This window comes from Bacillus sp. AK25 (assembly GCF_048270685.1).
Lineage (GTDB): Bacteria > Bacillota > Bacilli > Bacillales > Bacillaceae > Bacillus > Bacillus altitudinis.
The window spans coordinates 180,819-204,444 of the sequence record NZ_JBLUWC010000001.1 but is presented as its reverse complement, the minus strand read 5'-3'; the positions used below and the strand labels follow the sequence as shown (position 1 = coordinate 204,444).

23 protein-coding genes and 2 pseudogenes are annotated in these 23,626 nt (G+C 38.8%); 9 read left to right on the top strand and 16 right to left on the bottom strand.

The window, feature by feature from the left end; genetic code table 11:
• Positions 1–179: 179 nt before the first annotated feature.
• A pseudogene (locus tag ACNO7B_RS01180) lies at positions 180–304 on the top strand (DUF255 domain-containing protein); the annotation flags it as partial.
• 68 nt (positions 305–372) lie between these two features.
• Here ACNO7B_RS01180 and ACNO7B_RS01175 read toward each other — a convergent pair.
• Positions 373–1,209: a helix-turn-helix transcriptional regulator gene (locus ACNO7B_RS01175; protein ID WP_410685388.1), complete on the bottom strand. Its 837-nt coding sequence runs from the start codon at positions 1,207–1,209 to the stop codon at positions 373–375.
• 103 nt (positions 1,210–1,312) lie between these two features.
• On the opposite strand from ACNO7B_RS01175, the gene fabF reads away from it, so the two are divergent.
• The 7 genes and pseudogenes from fabF (at position 1,313) to ACNO7B_RS01140 (ending at position 8,215) form a co-directional block, all read left to right on the top strand.
• Positions 1,313–2,545, top strand: a complete 1,233-nt coding sequence (fabF, locus tag ACNO7B_RS01170; protein ID WP_099496265.1) for a beta-ketoacyl-ACP synthase II — start codon at positions 1,313–1,315, stop codon at positions 2,543–2,545.
• Between the two features lie 20 nt (positions 2,546–2,565).
• On the top strand, positions 2,566–2,739 hold the full coding sequence (locus tag ACNO7B_RS01165; RefSeq protein ID WP_196768955.1) for a hypothetical protein: 174 nt from the start codon (positions 2,566–2,568) through the stop codon (positions 2,737–2,739).
• Positions 2,702–3,145, top strand: a pseudogene (locus ACNO7B_RS01160) (thioredoxin domain-containing protein); the annotation flags it as partial. The gene ACNO7B_RS01165 and the pseudogene ACNO7B_RS01160, both read left to right, overlap by 38 nt.
• Positions 3,146–3,277: 132 nt before the next feature.
• The gene (locus ACNO7B_RS01155) at positions 3,278–4,765 is read left to right on the top strand and encodes a thioredoxin domain-containing protein (RefSeq protein ID WP_410685440.1); all 1,488 of its coding nucleotides are present in this window, start codon (positions 3,278–3,280) and stop codon (positions 4,763–4,765) included.
• 152 nt (positions 4,766–4,917) lie between these two features.
• Positions 4,918–5,688: a SurA N-terminal domain-containing protein gene (locus ACNO7B_RS01150; RefSeq protein ID WP_008359353.1), complete on the top strand. Its 771-nt coding sequence runs from the start codon at positions 4,918–4,920 to the stop codon at positions 5,686–5,688.
• A gap of 218 nt (positions 5,689–5,906) precedes the next feature.
• Positions 5,907–7,241, top strand: a complete 1,335-nt coding sequence (gene glpT / locus ACNO7B_RS01145; protein ID WP_008343899.1) for a glycerol-3-phosphate transporter — start codon at positions 5,907–5,909, stop codon at positions 7,239–7,241.
• Between the two features lie 92 nt (positions 7,242–7,333).
• Positions 7,334–8,215, top strand: a complete 882-nt coding sequence (locus ACNO7B_RS01140; RefSeq protein ID WP_065459717.1) for a glycerophosphodiester phosphodiesterase — start codon at positions 7,334–7,336, stop codon at positions 8,213–8,215.
• 40 nt (positions 8,216–8,255) lie between these two features.
• Here the strand turns inward: ACNO7B_RS01140 and ACNO7B_RS01135 are convergent, their stop codons facing one another.
• The 14 genes from ACNO7B_RS01135 to ACNO7B_RS01070 form a co-directional block, all read right to left on the bottom strand.
• The gene (locus tag ACNO7B_RS01135) at positions 8,256–9,644 is read right to left on the bottom strand and encodes an amino acid permease (RefSeq protein ID WP_039169359.1); all 1,389 of its coding nucleotides are present in this window, start codon (positions 9,642–9,644) and stop codon (positions 8,256–8,258) included.
• A gap of 573 nt (positions 9,645–10,217) precedes the next feature.
• Positions 10,218–10,727, bottom strand: a complete 510-nt coding sequence (locus ACNO7B_RS01130) for a hypothetical protein (RefSeq protein ID WP_017366501.1) — start codon at positions 10,725–10,727, stop codon at positions 10,218–10,220.
• Positions 10,728–10,757: 30 nt separating this feature from the next.
• Entirely contained in the window at positions 10,758–11,273 is a 516-nt protein-coding gene (locus ACNO7B_RS01125) for a stage II sporulation protein M (RefSeq protein WP_017366500.1), read from the bottom strand.
• Complete coding sequence (locus ACNO7B_RS01120) at positions 11,251–11,859, bottom strand: ATP-binding cassette domain-containing protein (RefSeq protein ID WP_051626190.1); 609 nt, start codon at positions 11,857–11,859, stop codon at positions 11,251–11,253. The genes ACNO7B_RS01125 and ACNO7B_RS01120 overlap by 23 nt, the downstream gene beginning before the upstream one ends.
• A complete protein-coding gene (locus ACNO7B_RS01115; protein ID WP_410685387.1) occupies positions 11,849–13,339 on the bottom strand; it encodes a hypothetical protein in 1,491 nt (496 codons plus the stop codon). The genes ACNO7B_RS01120 and ACNO7B_RS01115 overlap by 11 nt, the downstream gene beginning before the upstream one ends.
• Positions 13,340–13,380: 41 nt before the next feature.
• Positions 13,381–13,680: a circular bacteriocin, circularin A/uberolysin family gene (locus tag ACNO7B_RS01110; RefSeq protein WP_017366497.1), complete on the bottom strand. Its 300-nt coding sequence runs from the start codon at positions 13,678–13,680 to the stop codon at positions 13,381–13,383.
• Between the two features lie 394 nt (positions 13,681–14,074).
• Positions 14,075–14,965: a helix-turn-helix domain-containing protein gene (locus ACNO7B_RS01105; RefSeq protein ID WP_410685386.1), complete on the bottom strand. Its 891-nt coding sequence runs from the start codon at positions 14,963–14,965 to the stop codon at positions 14,075–14,077.
• 105 nt (positions 14,966–15,070) lie between these two features.
• The gene (locus ACNO7B_RS01100) at positions 15,071–16,015 is read right to left on the bottom strand and encodes an alpha/beta fold hydrolase (protein ID WP_410685385.1); all 945 of its coding nucleotides are present in this window, start codon (positions 16,013–16,015) and stop codon (positions 15,071–15,073) included.
• Between the two features lie 55 nt (positions 16,016–16,070).
• Positions 16,071–16,370 carry a hypothetical protein gene (locus tag ACNO7B_RS01095; RefSeq protein ID WP_017366494.1) on the bottom strand — a complete coding sequence of 100 codons (300 nt, stop codon included), beginning with the start codon at positions 16,368–16,370 and terminating at the stop codon, positions 16,071–16,073.
• On the bottom strand, positions 16,367–16,585 hold the full coding sequence (locus ACNO7B_RS01090) for a helix-turn-helix transcriptional regulator (protein ID WP_017358703.1): 219 nt from the start codon (positions 16,583–16,585) through the stop codon (positions 16,367–16,369). Before ACNO7B_RS01090 ends, ACNO7B_RS01095 begins: the two co-directional genes overlap by 4 nt.
• Positions 16,586–16,769: 184 nt before the next feature.
• Positions 16,770–17,375, bottom strand: coding sequence for an ABC-2 transporter permease (locus ACNO7B_RS01085; RefSeq protein ID WP_008343909.1), 606 nt, complete (start codon positions 17,373–17,375; stop codon positions 16,770–16,772).
• Entirely contained in the window at positions 17,359–18,234 is an 876-nt protein-coding gene (locus ACNO7B_RS01080) for an ABC transporter ATP-binding protein (protein WP_417901055.1), read from the bottom strand. The genes ACNO7B_RS01085 and ACNO7B_RS01080 overlap by 17 nt, the downstream gene beginning before the upstream one ends.
• A 5-nt stretch (positions 18,235–18,239) precedes the next feature.
• On the bottom strand, positions 18,240–18,611 hold the full coding sequence (locus tag ACNO7B_RS01075) for a GntR family transcriptional regulator (protein ID WP_417901054.1): 372 nt from the start codon (positions 18,609–18,611) through the stop codon (positions 18,240–18,242).
• 175 nt (positions 18,612–18,786) lie between these two features.
• A complete protein-coding gene (locus ACNO7B_RS01070) occupies positions 18,787–19,914 on the bottom strand; it encodes a DUF418 domain-containing protein (RefSeq protein ID WP_417901053.1) in 1,128 nt (375 codons plus the stop codon).
• A gap of 386 nt (positions 19,915–20,300) precedes the next feature.
• On the opposite strand from ACNO7B_RS01070, the gene ACNO7B_RS01065 reads away from it, so the two are divergent.
• On the top strand, positions 20,301–23,303 hold the full coding sequence (locus ACNO7B_RS01065; protein WP_417901052.1) for an amino acid adenylation domain-containing protein: 3,003 nt from the start codon (positions 20,301–20,303) through the stop codon (positions 23,301–23,303).
• A gap of 118 nt (positions 23,304–23,421) precedes the next feature.
• Here ACNO7B_RS01065 and ACNO7B_RS01060 read toward each other — a convergent pair whose 3' ends face one another.
• Entirely contained in the window at positions 23,422–23,619 is a 198-nt protein-coding gene (locus ACNO7B_RS01060; RefSeq protein WP_041091718.1) for a hypothetical protein, read from the bottom strand.
• Positions 23,620–23,626 lie beyond the last annotated feature (7 nt).

Below are 23,626 nucleotides of genomic sequence, written 5' to 3'. Positions count from 1 at the left end.
AATTTATCAAATCTGATTATGCATCTATAATTTTGACATGCTTCAAAATATAAATGGCTCTTTTTTTAATAGTAAAATTTTACGTTTATTTTGAGTGAACGTTTTCCAACTCTTTCTTTGAATAAAATAATAATCAGAAAGAAGGTGACCCATACCAAACAACTAATCCCAATCCACTCATCAATGAAAATTCAACATACTTCCTTCAACACGCTCACAAACAGTTCACTTATAACCGTGGGAGTAGCCCTTTGACAAAGCCAAACGTGAAAATAAACCCGTGCTCATCAGCATCGGTTATGCCCACTTCTCACTGACGGCATAGGATCTCTTTTATATTTAATGGCCATAATAACCTCATCCAAACGAAACCTACCCTTCAATTAAACGTTTTAACTTAAGCTCCGTTTCAGTATCCTCAACTGGAGTATAGACACTGCATCTTAAATCAGTAGCCCCATACACTTGTAATGAAGTGAGATTAAACAACATTTTCCCTACCTTAGCATGACGAAATTCAATTAATACTTCAGGTGCATAACTGATCTCATTTTCATTCCATATTTTACGAAACTCAGGATATGCCTGCTCCATTTCTTCTATAAATTGCTCATACCAGTCATCCGCCACATACTGTCCATAATACGTTCTAAATATGGCGATATATCCTCTTACAAAATGCTCCCAATTCACGGCTAAACTTTTAAATTCCTTTCTTGCGAATAGTAAGCGGATGATATTTCTTTCTGCTGGGATGATTTGTTCAAAGTCCAAAAATACATTAGCTGCAGCTTGATTCCACCCAACAATCTGACTTCTTCTATCAGATATAATCGTTGGACAATAACGAAGTTCCTGCAGAATTTTCACTAAAGCCGGACTGATTTCCTTCTCATTCTCAATGATATAGGATTGTTTCACACCTTCCTCTAACGCTAAAGCGTACAAATATCTCCTTTCATCGTTGTTTAATTGTAATGCACTAGAAATCGCATCTAATACCGAAGTAGATACTTTTATATCTCTGCCTTGCTCTAACCATGTATACCAAGTAAGACTCACACCGGCTAGTTGAGCCACTTCTTCTCTTCTGAGTCCTGGTGTTCTTCGGCGGGTTCCTACAGGTAAACCAACCATTTGAGGCGTGATTTTTGAACGTTGGTTTTTTAGAAATTCTGATAATGCTTGAAGTCTTGTTTCAGGTTTCATTAAGGTCTCCTTTTAAAATATTATTCATTATACTAGGATAAACAACAACTTGTAATAGGATAACACAATGGCTAAAGTTAATAAAAACAAGGAGGGAATGATCATGAAAAGAGTTGTCATTACTGGAATGGGAGTTATTTCTCCACTTGGAAATGATATAGATAGCTTTTGGAATCAATTAGTTAAAGGACAATCAGGAATATCTCTCATTGATTCTTTTGATACGACTGATTATAAAACAAAAATAGCTGGAATCGTTCGTGATTTCGATGCAGATGAAATATTAGGGAGAAAAGAAGCAAAACGATTAGATCGTTTTAGTCAGTTTGCCTTAGCAGCAGCCGAACAAGCATTAGAACATTCACAATTACAGTTAGATCAAGTAGATCTTGAACGTTTAGGCGTATATGTTGGTTCAGGAATCGGAGGCATACAATCGCTTGTAGATAATGTGCATGTATTAGACAAACGAGGTCCCTCGAGAGTAAGCCCCAGCCTTGTCCCCATGATGATTTCAAATGCAGCTGCGGCCCAAATCAGCATCAAATTGGGCGCACAAGGGCCATCATTGTCACCGGTCACAGCTTGCTCTATTGGGAACACCTCTATTGGTGAAGCTTTCAATGCGATCCGAAACGATGAAGCAGATATTATATTTGCCGGTGGAGCAGAAGCTGCCGTCAATCAGATATCTTTGGCTAGCTTTGGAAACGCACATGCACTATCTACTAGAAACCAAGACCCAAGTCGAGCCAGCCGACCATTCGATACAGATAGAGATGGCTTTGTTATGAGTGAAGGCGCAGGTATCTTAGTATTAGAATCATTAGACAACGCAATTCATAGAGATGCGCCGATATTATGTGAAGTAGTGGGATACGGGGCTAGTTCAGATGCACATCATATGGTCGCTTCACACCCAGAAGGTAGGGGTGCCTACTTAGCCATGAAGAAAGCATTGAGAAGTGCAGATATATCAACAAGTGAAATCGATGTTATTAGTGCTCATGCAACAAGTACACAAGTAGGTGATCGTTCAGAAGTTCTAGCCATTAAGAAATTATTTGGTGATCGTTCAGGCGAAATTCCAACAACGGCGAACAAGTCAATGACTGGGCACATGTTTGGTGCTGCTGGCGGAGTAGAAGCGATTGCTTTAGTGGAAAGTTTGAGACGAGGAATGATTCCACCAACTATTAATGTAGAGAAACAAGATCCAGATTGCAATTTAGATGTTGTATTAGAAGCGAGACAGCTTCCATTGAAATATGGGCTATCCAATTCTTTTGGTTTTGGAGGACATAATTCAGCCATCTTGTTAAAACATTACGATTGAAGTGATGAAAAGGTGAAATAATGACAAAACAAGGGTTTATAGCCCTTGTTTTTTATGATGGGAATACCTCACAGACAAAATATGACGAGCCTCAGCAATCTGATATATTAAATGGAGAAAAGAAAATACTTAAAAAATTGAAAGAGCAGGTGACCCATGCCAAACAACCAAACACCCAACCCACTCATCAATGAAAAATCCCCGTATCTCCTTCAGCACGCCCACAACCCAGTTCACTGGTACCCGTGGGGACAAGAAGCCTTCGACAAAGCGAAACGTGAAAATAAACCGGTGCTTGTCAGCATCGGCTATGCCACTTGCCACTGGTGCCACGTCATGGCACACGAAAGCTTTGAAGATCAACAAGTCGCTGACATCCTAAACGAGCATTTCATTTCAATCAAAGTCGATCGTGAGGAGCGTCCAGACATCGACTCTATGTATATGTCGGTTTGTCAGATGATGACGGGGCAAGGCGGCTGGCCGCTGAACGTGTTTGTCACGCCGGATCAAAAGCCTTTTTATGCGGGGACTTATTTTCCAAAGAGAAGTGCATATGGGCGTCCTGGCTTCATCGAGGCACTGACACAATTGCTGGATGCGTACCATAACGACCGAGATCATATTGAATCATTGGCAGAGAAAGCGACAAATAATCTGAGGATTAAAGCAGCAGGGCAGACAGAAAATACGCTGTCTCAAGAGGCAATTCACAAAGCCTATTATCAGCTCATGAACAGCTTTGATACACTGTATGGCGGATTCGGCTCCGCGCCTAAATTTCCTGCGCCTCATATGCTCACGTTTCTCATGCGTTATTTTGAATGGACAGGGCAAGAAAATGCGTTATATGCTGTCACAAAAACGTTAAACGGCATGGCAAACGGCGGTATTTATGATCATATTGGTTCTGGATTTACTCGATATTCAACAGATGAAAAATGGCTTGTGCCGCATTTTGAAAAGATGCTGTATGATAACGCCTTGCTAATAGATGCCTACACCGAAGCCTATCAAATCACTCAACATCATGAGTACGAAAAGCTTGTCCAGGACCTCATTCAATTTATCAAACGAGACATGATGAATCGTGACGGCTCTTTTTATTCGGCAATCGATGCCGATTCAGAAGGAAAGGAAGGGCAATATTACGTTTGGACAAAAAAGGAGATCATGACCCATTTAGGTGATGACCTCGGCACTTTATTTTGTGCGGTCTACCACATCACAGAGGAAGGAAATTTTGAAGGACAGAACATCCCTCATACCATTTCTACCTCATTTGATGACATCAAGGCAGCATATTCAATCGACGACAAAACCCTTCATTCCAAACTGCAATCCGCTCGACACATCTTACTCACTGTAAGACAGCAGCGACCTGCACCGCTAATCGATGACAAGGTACTCACCTCGTGGAATGCGCTGATGATTTCCGCACTTGCCAAAGCAGGGAGTGTCTTTCATGAAAAAGAGGCCATACGCATGGCAAAACAGGCGATGTCTTTTCTCGAAACACACCTCGTCCAGCAGGAACGGCTCATGGTCCGCTACAGGGAAGGGGACGTAAAGCATCTAGGCTTTATCGAGGATTATGCGCACATGCTCACAGCGTATATGTCTTTATACGAAGCGACCTTTGACCTAGATTGGCTGACAAAAGCCAAAGCCGTTGCTGAAAATATGTTTGAACTATTTTGGGATGAGCAAATCGGGGGCTTTTTCTTCTCAGGCTCAGATGCAGAAGCGCTTATCGTTCGTGAAAAAGAAGTATACGACGGGGCCATGCCGTCTGGTAACAGCACTGCACTCCAACAGCTTCTGAAACTAAGCAGAATGATCGGACGTCAAGACTGGATCGAAACACTAGAGAAGATGTTCAGCGCCTTTTACGTCGATGTCTCTTCCTACCCAAGCGGACATACCGCTTTTTTACAAGGACTATTAAGCCAATATGCCGCAAAACGAGAAATCATTATTCTCGGGAAAAAGGGCGATCCGCAAAAAGAACAGCTTCTACAAGCATTGCAAAAACGATTCATGCCATTTGATCTCATTTTAACTGCCGAAACAGGGCAAGAACTAGCAAAACTCGCACCTTTTGCAAAAAATTACAAAACGATCAACGACAGCATGACAGTCTATATTTGCGAGAACTACAGTTGCCGCCAGCCGATCACCAATCTCGACGAAGCGATGGAACAATTATTTCAAATTTAAGCTGTCATATGATGACTATGAGAAGACAAAATGAGGACAAACAGATAAAAAACATGTCAATCCGCTAACAAATTGTCTGTACGGTTTTATTTTTCCTAAAAAACGGTTAGAATGCGCACTAGATGTTCTCATACCGAAGGGAGAGAAAATAATTGAAAAAAGTATCATATACACTCATTGCTTGTCTGTTATCAGTGGGGCTTGCAGCCTGCTCATCAAACGATGCGAAACAGGATAAGCAAAACGATTCAGCAAAAAGCAAGGAAACAACACAGGCTGACCAAAAAGAGCAGCAAAAGCAAATGGAAGAGATGCAAAAGAAATTAGACGCACAAAAAATTGATGATCAAAAGGTCGTTGCGACCGTCAACAAAGATAAAATCACAGGCAGTGAATACAATAGCGCCCTATCAACCATTCAAGGTCAACTTCAGCAGTCAGGACAAGACCCAACATCTAAAGAAGGCGCAAAAGCTGTCAAGAAGCAAACCATTGATGCGCTAGTAGGTCAAGAGCTCATCCTACAAGATGCTGAGAAGAAGGGCTATAAAGCCTCTGACAAGCAAGTCGATAAGCAGCTAAAAGAAGAAAAGAAACAATTTAAAGACAATGCTCAATTTGAAGAAGCACTCAAAAAGAGCGGACTGACAATGGATCAGCTGAAAAGTGATATTGCCGACAGCATCAAATACAGCCAATATGTCGACAAAGAAATCAAATCAGCCTCTGTGTCTGAAAAAGACGTCAAAGCGTACTATGACCAATACGCCGAACAAATGAAAAAACAAAAACAAAAAGCACCTGATTTCAAAGACGTCAAATCACAAATCAAGAAGCAGTTAGAATCTCAAGAAAAGCAAAAAGAAGTACAAAAAGAAATTGATCAACTAAAGAAATCTGCAAAAATTGATGTATCGATTTAACCACTATTAAAAATCCGCCATTGTGCGGATTTTTTTCATCACTTCATGAACGGTTTTTCCAAAATAATGACAAAAGCCTCATCATAAACATCTTCTCCATCCGATATGATGGGAGTACAAAAGAAAGCGTTATCAATTCTTTTGTCTCTGAAAAAGTACAAGATCAAAGACAGACCTCGTACTTTTGTTTCAGTCATATCTACAAGAGGAGGATGTTTATGTTCAAATGGTTTAAACCCGCCCCGCATATCGACAGGCTCGATGATGCCAAAACAGACGAAACCTATAAACGGCTGCGGCTGCAAGTCTTTTTGGGGATCTTTATCGGATATGCGGGCTACTATTTGTTGCGCAAAAATTTCGCATTTGCCATTCCTTATTTACAGGAAGAGGGGTTCACAAAAAGTGAATTAGGCTTTGTACTAGCGGCTGTTTCAATTGCTTATGGCTTTAGTAAATTCATTATGGGAATGATCTCAGACCGGTGTAACCCAAGATACTTTTTAGCCGCTGGACTTTTTCTATCAGCTCTTATCAATATTCTATTTGTCTCATTTCCATGGGTGACATCCAGTGTATGGATCATGTTTTTATTCATGTTCTTAAACGGCTGGTTTCAAGGAATGGGGTGGCCGCCATGCGGACGAACGATGGCGCATTGGTTTTCGGTGAGTGAACGTGGAACGAAAATGTCCATTTGGAACGTCGCTCACAATATCGGCGGGGGGATTCTTGCACCGCTTATTACATTAGGAATTGTTTTGTTTGCGACGTGGAAAAGTATCTTTTTCTTCCCTGCCATCATCGCCATTATCGTCTCCTTCGTCATCATTCTTCTCGTACGGGACACCCCGCAATCCGCTGGTCTTCCGCCAATTGAAGAATACCGAAATGACTATCCGGCACAACAATATGAAGATCAAGAAAAAGAATTAACCGTAAAAGAGATTTTGTTTAAATATGTACTCAACAACAAATTCCTTTGGTATATCGCCATTGCCAACGTCTTTGTGTACTTTGTCCGTTACGGGGTCGTAGACTGGGCACCTACCTATTTAACAGAAGCAAAAGGATTCTCACCAGAGCATTCACGCTGGTCTTATTTCCTTTATGAATATGCAGGCATCCCTGGTACATTATTGTGCGGGTGGATTAGTGACCGCTTCTTTAGAAGCCGCCGCGCACCTGCTGGCGTCCTCTTTATGATCGGCGTATTAATTGCGGTTCTTGTGTACTGGTTAAACCCTGCTGGCAATCCAATGGTTGATAACATTGCCCTCATCAGCATCGGGTTTTTAATTTACGGACCCGTCATGCTCATTGGACTGCAAGCCATTGACCTCGCTCCGAAAAAAGCCGCTGGCACTGCTGCCGGGCTGACAGGATTCTTTGGATATATTGGTGGCTCTGCTTTTGCTAATGCCATGATGGGTGTCGTCGTCGATCACTATGACTGGACAGGAGGCTTCATTTTACTAGTTGGTTCTTGTATCCTTGCGATTGTGTTCCTCGCCATGACATGGAATACAGGAAAGCGCGTAGAGCAAGCTTAATGAAAATCACATAAAAGATTCATCTCCGCCCAACATGCCCTTTACATCTATTTCTTATGATGGAGGCAGTTACCGTAAAAGGAGGATAAAATATGAAGAAAAGTAGATTACTTGCTTTCGTGTTACTCTCTTTTGCTTTACTGTCTTTTGGTTGGGTGCCGACCACCATATCGGCACATGAACATCTTTTATCTCCAGATCGCATTTTAACCGTTGCACACCGCGGAGCATCAGGGTATGCCCCAGAGCATACCCTGGCTTCCTACAAGCTCGCCACAAAGATGAATGCAGATTACCTCGAACTCGACCTTCAAATGACAAAGGATGGACACCTCATCGTCATGCACGATGAAACGGTTGACCGGACGACAAACGGAACAGGCTGGGTCAAAGACCTCACACTTGCCGAAATCAAACAGCTTGATGCCGGTGCATGGTTCAACGAAGCCAACCCCGACAAACAAAATGCCCACTATATTGGACAGCAAGTCCTCACATTAGATGAGGTATTACGCTACTTCGGTAAACGAGAAAATTATTATATTGAAACCAAAAAACCAGACATCTATCCACAAATGGAAGAAAGACTATTGGCCGTCTTAAAGAAACATCATCTTCTTGGAAAACATACGAGAAAAGGGCAGGTCATCATCCAATCTTTCAGCCAAGAAAGTCTATTAAAATTGCAGAAACTCGCCCCTCGGCTTCCAAAAGTACAGCTATTAGATAGAGCGCAAATGACGTCTATTACAGATGATCAGCTCGACTTCATCAAATCGTATGCAGTGGGGGTCGGACCGAATTTTAGAGCTTTGACACTTGAAAATGTACAGCAGGTCAGAAGCCACGGACTCCTCCTTCACCCATATACAGTAAACAGCGAAGCAGACATGACACGTCTTCTGCAATACGGCGTCACCGGTCTTTTCACCAACTTTCCAGATGTCTTTCAGCGTGTCAAAGCTTCTCTGTAAACGACAAAAGCCTTGCGGGTCCACTCCGCAAGGCTTTTGATTATTCCACCGTTTGATCAGAAGAAGCTGTTTCAATCGGTTTTCGTTTACCAATTCCAAATACAAAAAAGCTAAGCGCCACTAAAATCAAGAACCCAATTGCCACAATGAGAGAAATTCGTGTATCCTGATTAATCAGCATAAACACAAGTACCATCAGCAAGAATCCGATTGTCAAATAGTTAGAAAATGGCGCAAGCGGTAGCTTAAACGGATGCTGATCAAGCGCTGCCCCCTTCGCTTTTCTGAAGCCAATGTGACTAATTAAAATCACAAACCAAGGCACCATACCAGGAAGGACGCTCGCACTATACACATAAACGAAAATATTTGGCGGAGAAACGTAATTTAAGACCACCCCAACCGCTAAACCAATCAGCACAGCAAATGTCCCAAAATACGGTACACCATTCTTCGAAATTTTTGTAAAGAAAGCAGGCGCCTGTCCATTCACACCTAATGTATAAAGCATACGTCCCGCACTGAAGATTCCACTATTACAGCCGGACATCGCTGCTGTAATGACAACAAAGTTAATAATACCTGCTGCTGCCGTAATTCCAATTTTCGCAAACGTCGCCACAAATGGACTGCCGAGCGTATTCAGCTGATCCCACGGATACACCGTCACGATGACAAAGATCGCACCGATATAGAAAATCAAAATACGCCAGATGATGCTTTTGATGGCATTTGTCAGCGTCTTTTGCGGATTTTGCGCCTCACCTGCAGTAATCCCAATAAGCTCTACCCCTTGATAGGCAGCAATCACTAGGGACAATGCAAACAAGAAACCGCTAAATCCACCTGTAAAGAATCCGCCGTGCGCCCAAAGGTTAGACAAACCAATCGCTGTTCCACCATTGCCAAATCCAAAGAAAATAATGCCTAAACCTGCAATGATCATTAAAATAATCGTCACAATCTTGATCATCGCAAACCAGAATTCAAACTCACCGAATGACTTAACCGAAATTAAGTTGGCCGCACCTAAAATGATCATGGCGATTAATCCCGGAATCCACGCTGGTAAATCAGGGAACCAATATTTCATATAAGCACCTACGGCGATAATTTCAGACATCCCAACAATGACCCACTGGAACCAGTTACTCCAAGCTGTCATATACCCCGCAAGCGGATGAATATATTGATGCCCAAATGTAGCAAACGATCCCGTACTCGGTTCAAGATACAACATTTCTCCCATCGCACGCATAATAAAAAAGATAAAAATACCACACACTGCGTACGCTAGAAGAACCGATGGACCTGTCCACTGAATGGCTTTAGCTGACCCCATAAATAAGCCAACACCAATTGTGCCGCCAAGCGCAATCATTTGAATATGACGAGCACTTAACCCTCTCTTTAATTCCTTTTGAGCCACTTCTATTCCCCCTCATCAACAAACAACATAAAAAATAAAAAATCAGAATTTTCATTCTGATTCAAAATCTTCAATCTTTCGATGTATATTATCATAATAAATCTACCCTTAAAAAACAATTGTTTTTTTGAGGAAAACACCGTTATTATAATATTCAGATATTTAAATTCCTTAAATTTTGTTATTTGCATATAAAAAGTTAGGAACCTTTTATAACTAAACATATTTTTAAAACACGACCTTCTTCTACTAAATAAAGACCGAACAACGATAATCAAAAAGACATAATCAAATGACTATGCCCTTCAATCATATTCTCATAATATTTCTAAAACACCGTACGCTTAATAAAGACTCTACTGCTTTTTATCTTTTTTTTCTCTAGTAAGAATCTTTATTGTAAATAAGGAGACTAAGCCGATTAATATCAACACGACCTCCATCGTACCGGAAATATGACTAAACTTCAAAAAGGCTATAAGTAGAATAACCATTCCAACACCTATATAAAAGATTAAATTATTATTTTTTTTTGATGAATTCGACATATACTAAATCTCCTTTTTTGTATATTTAAATAAATACAGTTAAAGATTTATATATACAAATAACAGCCGCAATCACAATTATTTGTACATTTGGTTTCTTCTCAACATATCTTAACCACAGACTAACAACAACTAAACCTAGATAAAAGAACGGATTGAAGAAGATATTCGTTGAGAAATTTTCTGCTGTCAAATTATTTGCGTTTGATAACACAATAGTGTCTAACACTTGGTTTACATTTAAAATGAGATTAAATAAACTAGCAATGAAAAAGCTTTTCATCATATTTACTCTAATGTTCATCATGACAGAGCTAATATGAATGAGTAAAGAAACAATCACAACATCTATTAATGACGCTAAAATTAATAGTATAATTGTCATTAAAATCACCGTATTTTCCCCTACATTGATAGATGATTTTTTTAATAAGGGGGCAGAAATAGCATCTGTAATGTAAAGCGATACAATGAAATGAATGAATATAATGACGCTCCAAATGAATAGTAAATTAAGCTTTTCTTTTTTTAACATGTCCATCTCCCTATAAACAAAAGAAGTTCACTATAATAAGAATTCAACCACTGCAGCTAATAACAATAAAGCTGTCCCATAAATAAAGTATCGGATGACTGTATAAATATCTCTCCAAAAATCAAATCTGTGATCAAAAACGAAATATTTCAAAAACAAACTGACTGGATAAATACCGATTTTAAAGAAAAAATAAATTGCAGGAAGTTCAATCACTCCATGCAAAATATGATAAAGAACGTATCCTATATCATGCCCTAACAATAGAGCTCCCTTCATTGTCACTCCAAGCAGATATGCATTTGAAGCGATGAGAAAGGTGGTGAGCAGGCCTGCTGTAACGACACCAACGACAAGAACCATACAGTATAAAAAATTGTTAGTAAAATAAAGGAACACACTATCCTCTACATACATGACATCCGAGGGTGCTTTTTTAGTTATTATAAAACCAATAACACCGAATACTACATGAAGGAGTATAAATGATAGAGTAGAGACTGCTGAAAGTCTAACTTTAATTTTATTTATGAACAATTTCTTCATACTGCTCCTCTAAATAAAAAACCTTATCACATATCCCTCTTAATGTTTCAATTTGATGTGTTGAGAATATAATCGAACATTGTTTGCTCGCAAGTTCTTTAAATTTTTCAATGATCACTTTTTGACTTTTCTCATCAATACCTGTAAGTGGTTCATCTAATAATAAATAATGAATATCTTCATTGATGAGTGCGGCACAAAGCGCCAATTTTTGTTTCATTCCGTGAGAATAATGTTTGATCAATTTATCCTTATTCGGATATAGAGTATAGTCCTTTAAAATACTATGAATCTTTGCAACATCTTTTTTCTTAGAAACAGATTGTATAAATACAAGGTATTCATATCCTGTTAAATATTCATATGATCTAGGTACGTCAGGCACAAACACTACATTTTCCTCGGCCTCTTTCACGATATCACCACTATGTAACTCATAAATACCAGCTAAACATTTTAATAATGTCGATTTACCCGAGCCATTAGAACCAACTACAGCAACAATTTCGCCTGGTATTAACTCTAAATTGATCTTTTCAAAGATCAAACTGTTTCCATAACTAAAAGATGCTTTCTTAATTTGCATTTTTCATTACATCCTTCACCTTGGTATTTCTCAAATACAAGATCGCGACGACGAGAATTGAAATTTGGATCACGATTAACGTCACTATGTACTTTCCTAATTGAAATGGCATCTCCAGACTAAAAATTTCCATGATGAATATAAAGGAAAGCAAAATAGAGATTATGTACAAATAAACATTTTCAAATACGACTGCCTTACTTGAGTTTCCTATTTCATAATCACTTTCTGGATTTATTTTCGGAAAGAGTATGGCACCAATCGTAGCAGCTAGCCCCATGTTGATAAATACAAAAACAATTAAAAGAGCAACGCCAGTAATGAATGAATAAGGAATATGTAAGATGACCATAGTTATGACACTAAAGATTACTGGAATTCCAGATAAAATGAAATAGATATATACTTTCTGAACCAAGATTTCATTTAAAGAAATATTCCATGCAGTATTTGGTGGCAATGCAAAAAATTCAATATCAGGGCTAATCACCTTTTTTAAATAATCTGTTATAAAATTTGAGAAAGCCACAGCGATAAATATGATGGATAACAGAATATAGGAATCATTCCCTTTTAATAATAAACTAACCAATACCGGAACTATCGCTAAGGCACATACTTGTAGGACATATAAATATTTCAAAAACCTGAGTTTATTGTAGTAAGTTCTTTTTATAAGTAAGATATCTTTGTTAAAGAATACTCTCTTTTTAAACCCCACCTTATGCTGAACAACAGTTTCCTTTGCATTTAATTCTTCTTTACCAATTTTTCGAAACACCTTATGATGGTGAAACACCATAGACAAAATAAATAGAACTAAACAGGTAATTAATAGTTCAGTCAAGATGTTGAATAGATCAAATTGAAAATGATTATAGACTTGTATAATCTCCGATTTAAAATAATGGAACATGGCTAACAGTACGATATACGCAGTAAAACATACTAAAATGAGCTTGACTAACCGTATATTTTGGCCAATACCTTTTTGAAAGTAGCTTCTATAAAAATGATAAGAAGAAAAGTTCATCACTGTTATAATGATGATTATCACTAATAACACAAAATAAATAATGTTTAATTGATTCTCAACCATAAACATAGGCACAAAAAAAACCAAGGAGAATTTAAAGACAGTTTTACCGAAAAAATAAAAATAAATATGCCGATAAATTTTTCTAAATGATTCTGTACTATCCACAATTACATTTTGATGTAACGTGTAAATCAAATAATTCTTTATAGGGAAATCTCTCGCATCTATAATTGCTAAGATGCAACATAACGTACTTATAAGGGTCATGTCTAATATACGAGCTTTTAAAACAAAAAATAAACCTATGCCTATTGCAGGATAAATGATGAAAAATCTTAAAGATAGAAATAAATATGTAGCATGACCTAACCATTGTGGTAATGATGCTTCATCTATTTTCTTCCTAAGATACATTTTTTCAAATAGTAAAGCTAATCTCATATATATCACCTAATATAGTGTATTGGGGGAGAAGACAAAGCTTAGTAGTTAATAACTGCTTTTCTTCCCTGTGCCTTTGCTATTGCTTTTAAAGCACCGATTGCTCCAGCTAGAGCAAGTCCTACACCTGTGGCTGCGCCAACAATGCCAATAATAGATGCAATTGTTCCGCCTGCCATAATAAGGTCTGCAATTTTTTCAGCTGTACTTAGTTCAATGCCAAGCTTCGCTACTAAAAAGTTCTGATTAATACTCATAAAAGCAACAGAAGTTACAGCGACTGTTGCGATTAATGACATAAAACCTAATCCAAATAATTTTTTACGTGTTGTTAAGCTCATAAGTTTTCCCCTTTTCTTTGATTATTTTCTCCCCCTTATTTATATCTTGTCATTTAAATTGTATAATTTCAACATTAAATACAAATTATATTATAATTAGTAAATTAATACTATTATGCTAGATCTATCAATTAAAATGGAAATAAGAATAAAGACCGTTCTTGAAATAGGAGACATTGTAAAAAATAAACCTAAAGACCCCGAAATCATTTCATCAAAAAGATTGTCTACACACTATAATTCTAGTATTTACTACTAGGTCCAGCTCACAGTAGCCTTTTATAATACCTAAAAAAGTTGTAACACGGATTAGTTAATTTCAATCAGTTCCATAAGGTAGATCATATCAAAAAAACTCGTAGAGAATCTTTGTTTCTCTACGAGCTGAGACCGCTCACACGGTCTCCTCAAGCTCAAAATGCAAATTCATCGGCACATCTGGCAGAGCCGAAGCCTCCGCCATATTTGTCGTAGGTGTTTTCTCATTCACTTCCTCAAATCGAAAACCGTCAGCCCAGACTGTTCCATGACCGCTGAGCAGCACTCCAAAATAAATGGATTCACTGCGCGTAGGAACATCTAATACGATCGCATATTGATTCCATTCCGTAGAATCTGTCACAGGTCGATTCTGCATATTATCAAACTGCACCGTATCACCCTTTCCGTCATCTACCCGCATCCAAATTCCTGCTGAAGATACATTCTCTGTTTTCAAGAAAGCAGAGAGCTTCAACCGCTTGCCTGTATACTCTTTTGCTTGAAACCCCTGCATCATCGTCGCAAACTGTCCATCTTGTACGCCTTCTTTAGATGATAAAACACCTGATTGCTTTCCCGTATGAAACTCTGCTGTATCAACACCCATCTCATACATATGCGGATGTGAACCACTCAAACCCCAGCCAGGTACTGCTTCATGTAATGTCATCGAATCTTCCTCCTTTTTCATTTGCATGTCTCTCATCATGGACCTGTACATTCCGGGAGGTAAGGAATACAGATGCTTAAAAGCACGCGTAAAGGCTTCCTGCGATTGGAATTGTAACGAAAAAGCGATGTCTAAAATCCCCTGATCCGTAAACAAAAGAAGCTGTGCAGCCGTAGCTAATCTTCGTTTCCGCACATATTCCCCCATCGACAGCCCGGTTTCTCGTTTAAACACACGCAGCAAATGAAAATGTGAATATCCTACTTTCTCAGGCACCTGTCTCAGCAACAGCTCATCCATCAAATGCGACTCCAAATAAGAAATCACCTCTTGCGTCACCCGACTATACATCATCTCCCTCACCTCTTCTTGATCATAAAACAAATCAGTTCACTCGTTTTGATCAAAATTGCGATGTTTCATCTGTTCAACTCAAACAGAAGCAGAGGGGGAAGAACGCTAACGTGAGCGCTCGTTGTTCGATAGAAACCCCCTCACATCATCTGCGATTTCTTTTGATTTCGTATGATGCAAATAATGGCCGCCTTTAAAAGTAACGACTTTTCCGTGGTCTACATTTTTCATCAGCTCTTCATGCATTGGTTTCCAGCTTGGTGTTTCTTCCTCCGTTTGATCTGCTAGGTAGAAAACAACAGGGAGACGCTTAGGAAAATGTAAACGCTCTGCATTTTTAAAGTTATTTGTGAAATTTTCCGCCTCACTCGCTTGGCTTTCATTCAAGAAATTTCGAAAGGTCAGCATTTTGATTTGATCTTTCGTTTGTTGATCCACGTTAGGCATCACCAGTTGATCTGGATTCACTTTCAATAACAATCTGTAAAAGCCAGATTGATTGAGCAGCTGCAAGCTAGAAACTGGCAATTCATCCGTTTCCTGTTTAGGAACACTCGTATCAATGCCGACAAAGGCTTGGACTTCTTTTTCATATTGATTCACATATTCTAATCCATAAATGCCAGCAATCGAATGACCCATCAGCGTATATTTTTTAATGTTGAGTTTTTGCAAACATTCATGAATCTCATCCGCAATGTTTTGACTTGTCCTTACTTTATCTGTGTCGTCACTTAAACCATAACCAAACGGTTCAATCACAACGACTCTATAATATGGCGATAACTCCTTGACTAACGGTTTAAAATCAAGCACGGGTGAAGCAGTTCCATAGCCTGGGAGAAGGACAATCGTTTCTTTCCCATCGCCTTGAATGAGCACATTCATCTGCTTCCCATCCACCAAGACCTTTTGCCCATAAGCTTCTATTTTCCCCTGTTCTCTTTCCTTACTAATTAGATTAACAACATAAACACTTGCTACAAATACAACCAAGACAGTCAGAATGGTACATAGAACAATCAGCATTATTTTCAGTAATTTTTTCATTATTTTTTCTTCCCTTCATGATGAAGTACCCTAGCTTGCATCCGCAGATGAAAGATTAGTATTTTCTTTCACAATAGATAATGCCAATTGTATTTGCGCAAACACTTGATACATACATAAACGTAATCGCTATATAAAACCATTCCGTTGGAGATGATAATTCATGAACAAAAGCTTGAATGACAGCCACCAATATATAGGCTAATGCCACACCTACAATTGAAAAACTTCCAGCTTTCGCTAAAATAAATTGACCCCGTTCATCCTGTTTATATTCACGGCTTTTCTTAAATTGAAAGACCGTACTTAAGATAGAAAGGATAATCAGAGAATAAAGTATGATCGTTGTCATCATCGCTGTTGTTCCTCCTTGTCGACCTCTTGAAAAACGTCATATAAATCAACTTCAAATGTTCTCGCAATTTGAAATGCTAGTTTTAAAGACAAAGAATATTTACCATTTTCAATCGCTGCCACAGTTTGACGAGTCACACCTAACTTCTCTGCCAAATCCTTTTGTGTCCAGTCTTTTTCTGCCCGTAATACTTTCATTCTATTTTTAATTTCCATTTCAGATTCCTTTCTTAAAGGATGTTTTATTTAACATAATGTTAAAAATAATTAACATTATGTTAAATAACAATAACCTGTTTTCTGCAGGATGTCAATTTCACCGGATGCAAAAAAGAATCATCCATTTTGAAAGGCCTACCTCAAAATGAATGATTCTCTATAAATGATGTGATCATCTGATTTAAAACACTTTCCTCTGGTAAATCGCAGTAGAAAGTCCCCAAGATAGCAAGTAGATGAGCATAATCAGTACAGTTGACCCCGTATATACAATAGGGATCGATAAATTCATGATAAAATCAGTGATCCCACTGAATTGCTCTGCTAAATAGAGAACAACAGGCGGTCCCATAGCAGATAATACGATAAAGCCAATGATCACTGCCGTTGTGATATAACCAGGCTTTAAGATATAAAACAATGGAAACGTACATGCTGCGAACAATAAAAACAACCCGCTGCCAATCGCAATATCTGACAGCGAAAACAGCTTCCCAAACACAAATAATGCAGCACTTGTCAGCACGATCGCAATACTCATATAGAAAATGGCGCCAAGATAACGTGATGCGATAATTTCTTTACGTGTATAGGGCAAGGAATTTAATAGAATATTCGTTTCTGCCTTCTCATCATAAGCATATGTGTTAAATGGAATGAAGACACTAGCGACTAGAAACGTTAATACTGGATGGACATCCATGAAAATGAAAAATAAGATAAACGGAATAAAAATAAGTAACTGCTTCTTTTGCAAAATCACATCACGCTTAATTAAATGAAACATGCGCAACCCCGCCTTTCAAATAAAACATGATATCCTCAAGCGACGCCGGTTCAATCACAACAGCATCCCCAAAAATAAGTTTCACCTCATCAATCCGATCTGTTAATGCTTCAAATCCGGCTGCCGTACGCTGAATATGGATAAACGCCTTTTCTGTATCTCGATCCAGCAAATCCAGGCTCCCCTTCACCAGCGCATAATTCTCCGCCACCTCATGAATCGACTGTTGAAAGACTAATCTTCCATTTTGTATAAACGCAATATAATCCGCAATCCGGTCTAAATCAGTCGTCATATGCGTTGAGAAAAAAATCGTTCGATTTCCATCAATCATCAATTCTTGTAACGTGCCGAGCAGCTCTCTTCTAAAGACCGGATCTAGCCCAGCAGTTGGTTCATCCATAATAATCAGCTCTGCATGGTGCGACAGCGCAATCGCAAGCGATGCCTTCATCTGCATCCCTTTTGAAAATGTTTTAATCGCTTTATGAAGCGGCAAGCCAAACTGTTCAATATATTGATAAAATAGCCTATCATCCCAGCGTTTATAGGCAGGTGCCACAATACGTTTGATGTCCTTTAAGTTCAGCCCTGGAAAAAACACATTGGCGTCGTAAACAAACCCGATTCGTTCCTTTATTTCTTTTTCATGCGTGTGATAATCTAATCCAAAAATTTTAATCTCACCAGAATCTGGTTTTAACAAATTCATGATCATTTTAATCGTGGTCGACTTACCGGCTCCATTTTCTCCAATAAACCCAGTAACAAAGCCCTTTTTGACCTGTAAATCGAGATTCTGCACAGAAAAGTCTTTGAACCGTTTTGATACTCCTTTGAATTCAATCACATGCTCCACTCATCTCACTCCTCATACAAGAACTTTAATAACTGCTGCAATTCATCAACAGATAAGCCTAATTCCTTGCCGTTTGTAACAACCGCTCCAAGCTGTTCCTCAATCACCTTCAATTTTTTCTCTCTCATGACCTCTAGGTTTTGCTCGGCAACAAATGACCCCTTACCGACAATCGAATAAATAAATCCTGCCTTCTCTAACTCTTCATATGCACGTTTTGTTGTGATGACGCTGATTTGTAAATCCTTCGCCAGCTTTCGGATAGACGGCAGGGCTGCACCTTCTGCAAGCTCCCCCGTTAAGATCAACGATTTGATTTGCGTCGTAATCTGCTCATAGATAGGCTCCTTAGAATGGTTAGAAATCGTAATTTGCATATAAAAAACCTCTTTTTTCTGTACTGGTATTCGCAATGAAAAATTGTATATAAACTATATATACATTATATACACATTGAAAAAATATTCAACTGCTTTTATGAACTTTTTTGAATGCGATCCAACTAAAAAAACCGCACAGCTCTTCAGCCATGCGGTTCCTCAACAAATCAACTTATCTCCAATATACCCATTTTCCCATAAGCCATTCCACAGGCCCTCTTCTCCACTTTTTCAAATAGAGATAGCTGATGAACAGCTGAGCTGTGTATAATCCAACAGCAAGTATCAGTCCAAACATTGAGCCCATTTGTCCGAATAACCCAAGTCCGTAAGAATAGAAAATCGTTGTACAAATAATAGATTGTGCTAAATAGTTTGATAAAGACAATCGGCCAAGTCCTGCAAGCAGACGTTTTAACCCTTGTGCAGCCTTTGAATAGTAAAAGACAATAAAAGCTTGAATATAACCGATCGTCAGGACATAGGCTCCTAACGTCAGCACCATTTCACTCCAAGGGGCATCAATAAACGTCGCACATTTTAAAGCGAGCCCGATCAAAATCATCCAGATCCAGCCTTTACGATACGCCATTCCTCGATCTTCTTCTGTCAGATGACCTTTTTTCCCAATGGCCATGCCAAGCAGTGCAAATGGCCCCACCATAATCGTACCGAATAGAAAACCTAAGATCGGCATCAACGTAATGGTCACGATCGCCATAATAATGGTCACAATCATCATATCGTCTTCAATCGTCACCCGGCTCAATAAAATATCACCGTATGCACCCTTCGCATACACATCAGTTAATAAATCATCATTTCCATAAACAAAGGTCATCAGATATGGTAAAACAACTAATGACAAAGCACCTAACACACCTGACCAAATCAGCATTGTTTTGATCCGGCTGCTTAAAAACATCATCAAGAAAAACATACATGCTCCATAATATAAGAGAATATCACCATTCCAAATGAATATGTAATGCAACATCCCAAGCACAATAAGACCAAAGCCACGGCGAACGACGATGGCATTCGTATTCAGCCCCTTGGCCTTTGTAGATTCAATCAGTTTGATAAAAGAATACCCAAACAAAAAGGAGAAAATCGGATAAAATGACCCTTGGAACAAGATTTCCGTCACATATACCCCAAACTCCTGTCCCCATATGCTCGGATCAAACATCTTCTCAAAATCATAATCATATTGAAAATTAAGCATATTCACTATCAAAATACCTAATAAACTAAAACCACGTAAACTATCAATAAACTCAACCCTAGATCCCTTCAACACGACAGCTCCTTAAACAATATATAACAAATTTAAGATATACCTGTATATTTTACCAAATATTTTTCGAAATAGTATATATATTTCTAATAAAAAAGTGATCTTTCATCCTATCAGTGAATCCAGCCTATCTTATGATTCAATTTCCCCCTATTTTCATCTCCTCTTGATCATCAAAACGCTCATTCAAGGAAAAAGCCGAGGGTCCCATACATTTTATCTCTAAATAGGACAATATATCTGCATATTATTTCAATTATTATATAAATTTTACATTTCATTGTTAATATGACCTTCATTGACAATGAATATTTCTTCATATACACTTTGGGTGGATTTAGGAATAACATTCCTAATCTATCAAATTCTAGAGGGGGAATATCATCATGAATGATCAAAATTTATGTGATATCATGAGACACCACGCCACTCACACGCCGCATCATCCAGCTTTAGCTTGCAACCATCAGAACATCACATATGCTGAACTTGAGAAACAAAGTAACCAGTTCGCCAATTACCTTATCAAAATGGGCGTAACGAAAGCTTCTCATATTGGCCTAGCCTTAGAAAGATCACCACAATTGATTGTCTCTATTCTCGCTATCACCAAAATAGGAGCCGTTTATGTGCCTATAGATATAAATTACCCTAGTGAACGTATTCAATTTATGGTTGAAGATGCCGAACTATCGTTTTTACTCACAACATCACATGTCACTCAAAGCATAACCTCCTTGCCTATTCCTACTATCTACTTAGATAAAGAAAAACATCTCATCCTTACACAATCAACGTCAAACCCGTCTTTTGATGTCAAACCTTCTGATGCCGCTTATATCATGTATACCTCTGGTACAACAGGAAAACCAAAAGGTGTTGTCATTACACATAGATGTATCATGCACCTAACGCATAACCCTTCCTTTCTGCCCGTTGATTCTTCTGATACGTTAGCATTACTATCTCCCATCTCTTTTGATTCCTCTACATTTGAAATATGGTCCGCTTTATTAAATGGAGCGACACTTGCTATTCCGCCTTTTGGAAAACTGACTCCTGAACTCGTCAGTCAAACCATTAAAAATTATGATGTATCCATTCTTTTTTTAACTACTGGATTGTTCAACTTGATGATGGAGTCACACCTGAACGATATCAAAACAGTTAAATACATCGTCTCTGGCGGAGATGTCATGTCTCCTCAAGTCGTTCATCAAGCATTAAAAGAGCTCCCACATACGACCATCATTAATGGCTATGGCCCGACAGAAAATACAATCTTCACAACAACCTTTCAACTGCCAGACACCTGGGATGATCTCGTCAGTATACCAATTGGCAGACCTGTAGCAGGAACCATCATTGACATCACAAATGAACAAGGTGAATCTGTCTCTCAAGGACAAATAGGGGAACTCATCACTTCAGGAGATGGACTAGCATTAGGCTACTGGCGAAGAGAAAACCTAACAAAGGAACGTTTCATCGAACGGGATGGAAGAACCTATTACAAAACAGGGGATCTTGTTCGACAACAACCTGATGGGCTGATTGAATATATTGGTAGAAAGGATGACCAAGTCAAAATTAGAGGCTTTCGTATTGAGCTTAGCGAGATTGAGCATGTGTTGATCCAGCACCCAAGTGTTAAATCCTGTTTGGTGACAGCCACAGAAGTTATACCTGGGGATAAACGCATCATTGCATACATCATTCCATCCAACAAAAAGACATGGGATCTATATACCATTCAAACTTATGCAAAGAAAACATTCCCTGATTTCATGCGCCCTGCACATTATGTTCTATTGACAAACTTCCCTACGACCACAAATGGAAAAGTCGATCGAAAAGCACTACCAAGATATCATTTCGACAGACCCAAACTGCAAACTGAATATGTCGCACCAACCAATCAAACCGAAGAAGCACTCTGTGAAATATGGACAGACCTATTAAAGGTAGAGCCCATTGGCACAAACGATCACTTCTTCGACTTAGGAGGAAACTCCATCCTTGCCGCCAAAACCTTAATGCGTATGCAGGAAACATTACACGTTGAACTACCTGCCAGCACCCTTTATGAACATCCTACGATTCAACAAGTTCATCGTATGCTACAAAATCAAACACCTGAGCCGAAACAACAGCTCACATCAGAGGGATTTTTAGATGAAAAGATTCAGCCAAAGCACCTATTCGATTCTAAATCCTTTAAGCAGAATGCCGTGTTATTAACAGGAGCAACCGGCTTTCTAGGCGCTTATCTCATTAAAGAGCTTGTTCGAATGAATCCCTCCATCCAAATCTATTGTGTGATCAGAGCAAGAGACAAACAGCACGCAAGACAGAGAATACAAGTAAATATGGAGAAATATCACCTATGGGACGAACATTATCTGAAACAACTAAAACCGATTGTAGGTTACTTGGACAAGCCTCAACTAGGGCTCTCAACAGAGGAATTTCAACAACTCGCCCAAACCATTGATGCCATCTATCATAATGGAGCAAAAGTCAATTACGTTCAGCCCTATCACATGCACAAGGATACAAATGTCACCGGCACAGAAAATATCATCAAACTCGCCTGCACAGAACAGGTAAAGCCTGTTCATTTCTTATCGACCATTGCCATATTCGGACCTGCCGGGTATCTAGATGGCACGACCGTTCTTTTTGAAGATACATCCATCGATGCTTATCTTCCTATTGTAGAAAAGGACATTGGGTACTCTCAAAGTAAATGGGTGGCAGAAAAAATCATGTGGGAAGCAAAAAAACGTGGCGTGCCGATCACAGTCCTTCGCCCCGGCTTCATCATGGGCGACAGTCAAACAGGCGTTCATAATACAGAGGATTACATGGCGAGACTAATCAAAGGATGCATCCAATTAAAGGCTTACGGTGAGCTACCGAATCAACGAAAAGAATTCGTACCCGTCGACTTTGTTTCAAAAGCCATTACAACCATATGCAAGGATCCAGCCAACTACGGCAAAGCCTATCACCTCGTTCCACCTCAAGAAGAAAGCATGGAATTAAGTGATTTTTTCCAAAAAATAACAGAAGAAATAGGCTATCCATTAGAAAAGAAAGCATATAACGCTTGGGTAGAAGCTCTCATTCAAGCAAGCGATCAAAACGCAGACAACGCCCTTACGCCATTTCTTCCAATGCTCACTGAAAAGGTAGAACAAGACAAAACAGTCTGGGAACTATACGAAAACATGGCGCACTTTGACTCAACAAATACTCAAACGGTTCTCCAAGCACATGGAATGACCTATCCCCCTATGGATGATCATTTAATCAAACGCTATTTCAAATACATGGAGGACATTGGATTTTTAAAATTTGATTCAAACACTGCTCTGAGAATATAAAAGCATTCCCTTATTTTAAACTCAATACGGGAAGTAATAAAAGGTTGGATTCAACATCCAACCTTTTATTACTTACCTTTCATCAACTGTACCTTTCTAGATCACCTCGGTAGAAAACTTATGCCTTATGATCTTTTTCTTCTTTAAAAAGCACACGCTTCACATAAAACAAAATCCCCAATCCAAACAAAATTAACGGCAACTCCCAGTCTGCAGAAACCGGCAGCCATTTCAACATCATGAGAATCAGCAAAACAGCTCCCACACCTGCATAAAAGACCACCGTTTTTTTCAATTCTTGGTTTGATTGAAACAAAACGCTC

Excerpts from the sequence above, each read along its gene's own strand:
- ACNO7B_RS01175 (WP_410685388.1), bottom strand. The coding sequence starts at position 1,209 with ATGAAACCTGAAACAAGACTTCAAGCATTATCAGAATTTCTAAAAAAC.
- fabF (WP_099496265.1), top strand. The coding sequence starts at position 1,313 with ATGAAAAGAGTTGTCATTACTGGAATGGGAGTTATTTCTCCACTTGGA.
- ACNO7B_RS01165 (WP_196768955.1), top strand. The coding sequence starts at position 2,566 with ATGACAAAACAAGGGTTTATAGCCCTTGTTTTTTATGATGGGAATACC.
- ACNO7B_RS01155 (WP_410685440.1), top strand. The coding sequence starts at position 3,278 with ATGAACAGCTTTGATACACTGTATGGCGGATTCGGCTCCGCGCCTAAA.
- glpT (WP_008343899.1), top strand. The coding sequence starts at position 5,907 with ATGTTCAAATGGTTTAAACCCGCCCCGCATATCGACAGGCTCGATGAT.
- ACNO7B_RS01140 (WP_065459717.1), top strand. The coding sequence starts at position 7,334 with ATGAAGAAAAGTAGATTACTTGCTTTCGTGTTACTCTCTTTTGCTTTA.
- ACNO7B_RS01130 (WP_017366501.1), bottom strand. The coding sequence starts at position 10,727 with ATGTTAAAAAAAGAAAAGCTTAATTTACTATTCATTTGGAGCGTCATT.
- ACNO7B_RS01125 (WP_017366500.1), bottom strand. The coding sequence starts at position 11,273 with ATGAAGAAATTGTTCATAAATAAAATTAAAGTTAGACTTTCAGCAGTC.
- ACNO7B_RS01120 (WP_051626190.1), bottom strand. The coding sequence starts at position 11,859 with ATGCAAATTAAGAAAGCATCTTTTAGTTATGGAAACAGTTTGATCTTT.
- ACNO7B_RS01115 (WP_410685387.1), bottom strand. The coding sequence starts at position 13,339 with ATGAGATTAGCTTTACTATTTGAAAAAATGTATCTTAGGAAGAAAATA.
- ACNO7B_RS01110 (WP_017366497.1), bottom strand. The coding sequence starts at position 13,680 with ATGAGCTTAACAACACGTAAAAAATTATTTGGATTAGGTTTTATGTCA.
- ACNO7B_RS01105 (WP_410685386.1), bottom strand. The coding sequence starts at position 14,965 with ATGATGTATAGTCGGGTGACGCAAGAGGTGATTTCTTATTTGGAGTCG.
- ACNO7B_RS01100 (WP_410685385.1), bottom strand. The coding sequence starts at position 16,015 with ATGAAAAAATTACTGAAAATAATGCTGATTGTTCTATGTACCATTCTG.
- ACNO7B_RS01095 (WP_017366494.1), bottom strand. The coding sequence starts at position 16,370 with ATGATGACAACGATCATACTTTATTCTCTGATTATCCTTTCTATCTTA.
- ACNO7B_RS01090 (WP_017358703.1), bottom strand. The coding sequence starts at position 16,585 with ATGGAAATTAAAAATAGAATGAAAGTATTACGGGCAGAAAAAGACTGG.
- ACNO7B_RS01085 (WP_008343909.1), bottom strand. The coding sequence starts at position 17,375 with ATGTTTCATTTAATTAAGCGTGATGTGATTTTGCAAAAGAAGCAGTTA.
- ACNO7B_RS01075 (WP_417901054.1), bottom strand. The coding sequence starts at position 18,611 with ATGCAAATTACGATTTCTAACCATTCTAAGGAGCCTATCTATGAGCAG.
- ACNO7B_RS01065 (WP_417901052.1), top strand. The coding sequence starts at position 20,301 with ATGAATGATCAAAATTTATGTGATATCATGAGACACCACGCCACTCAC.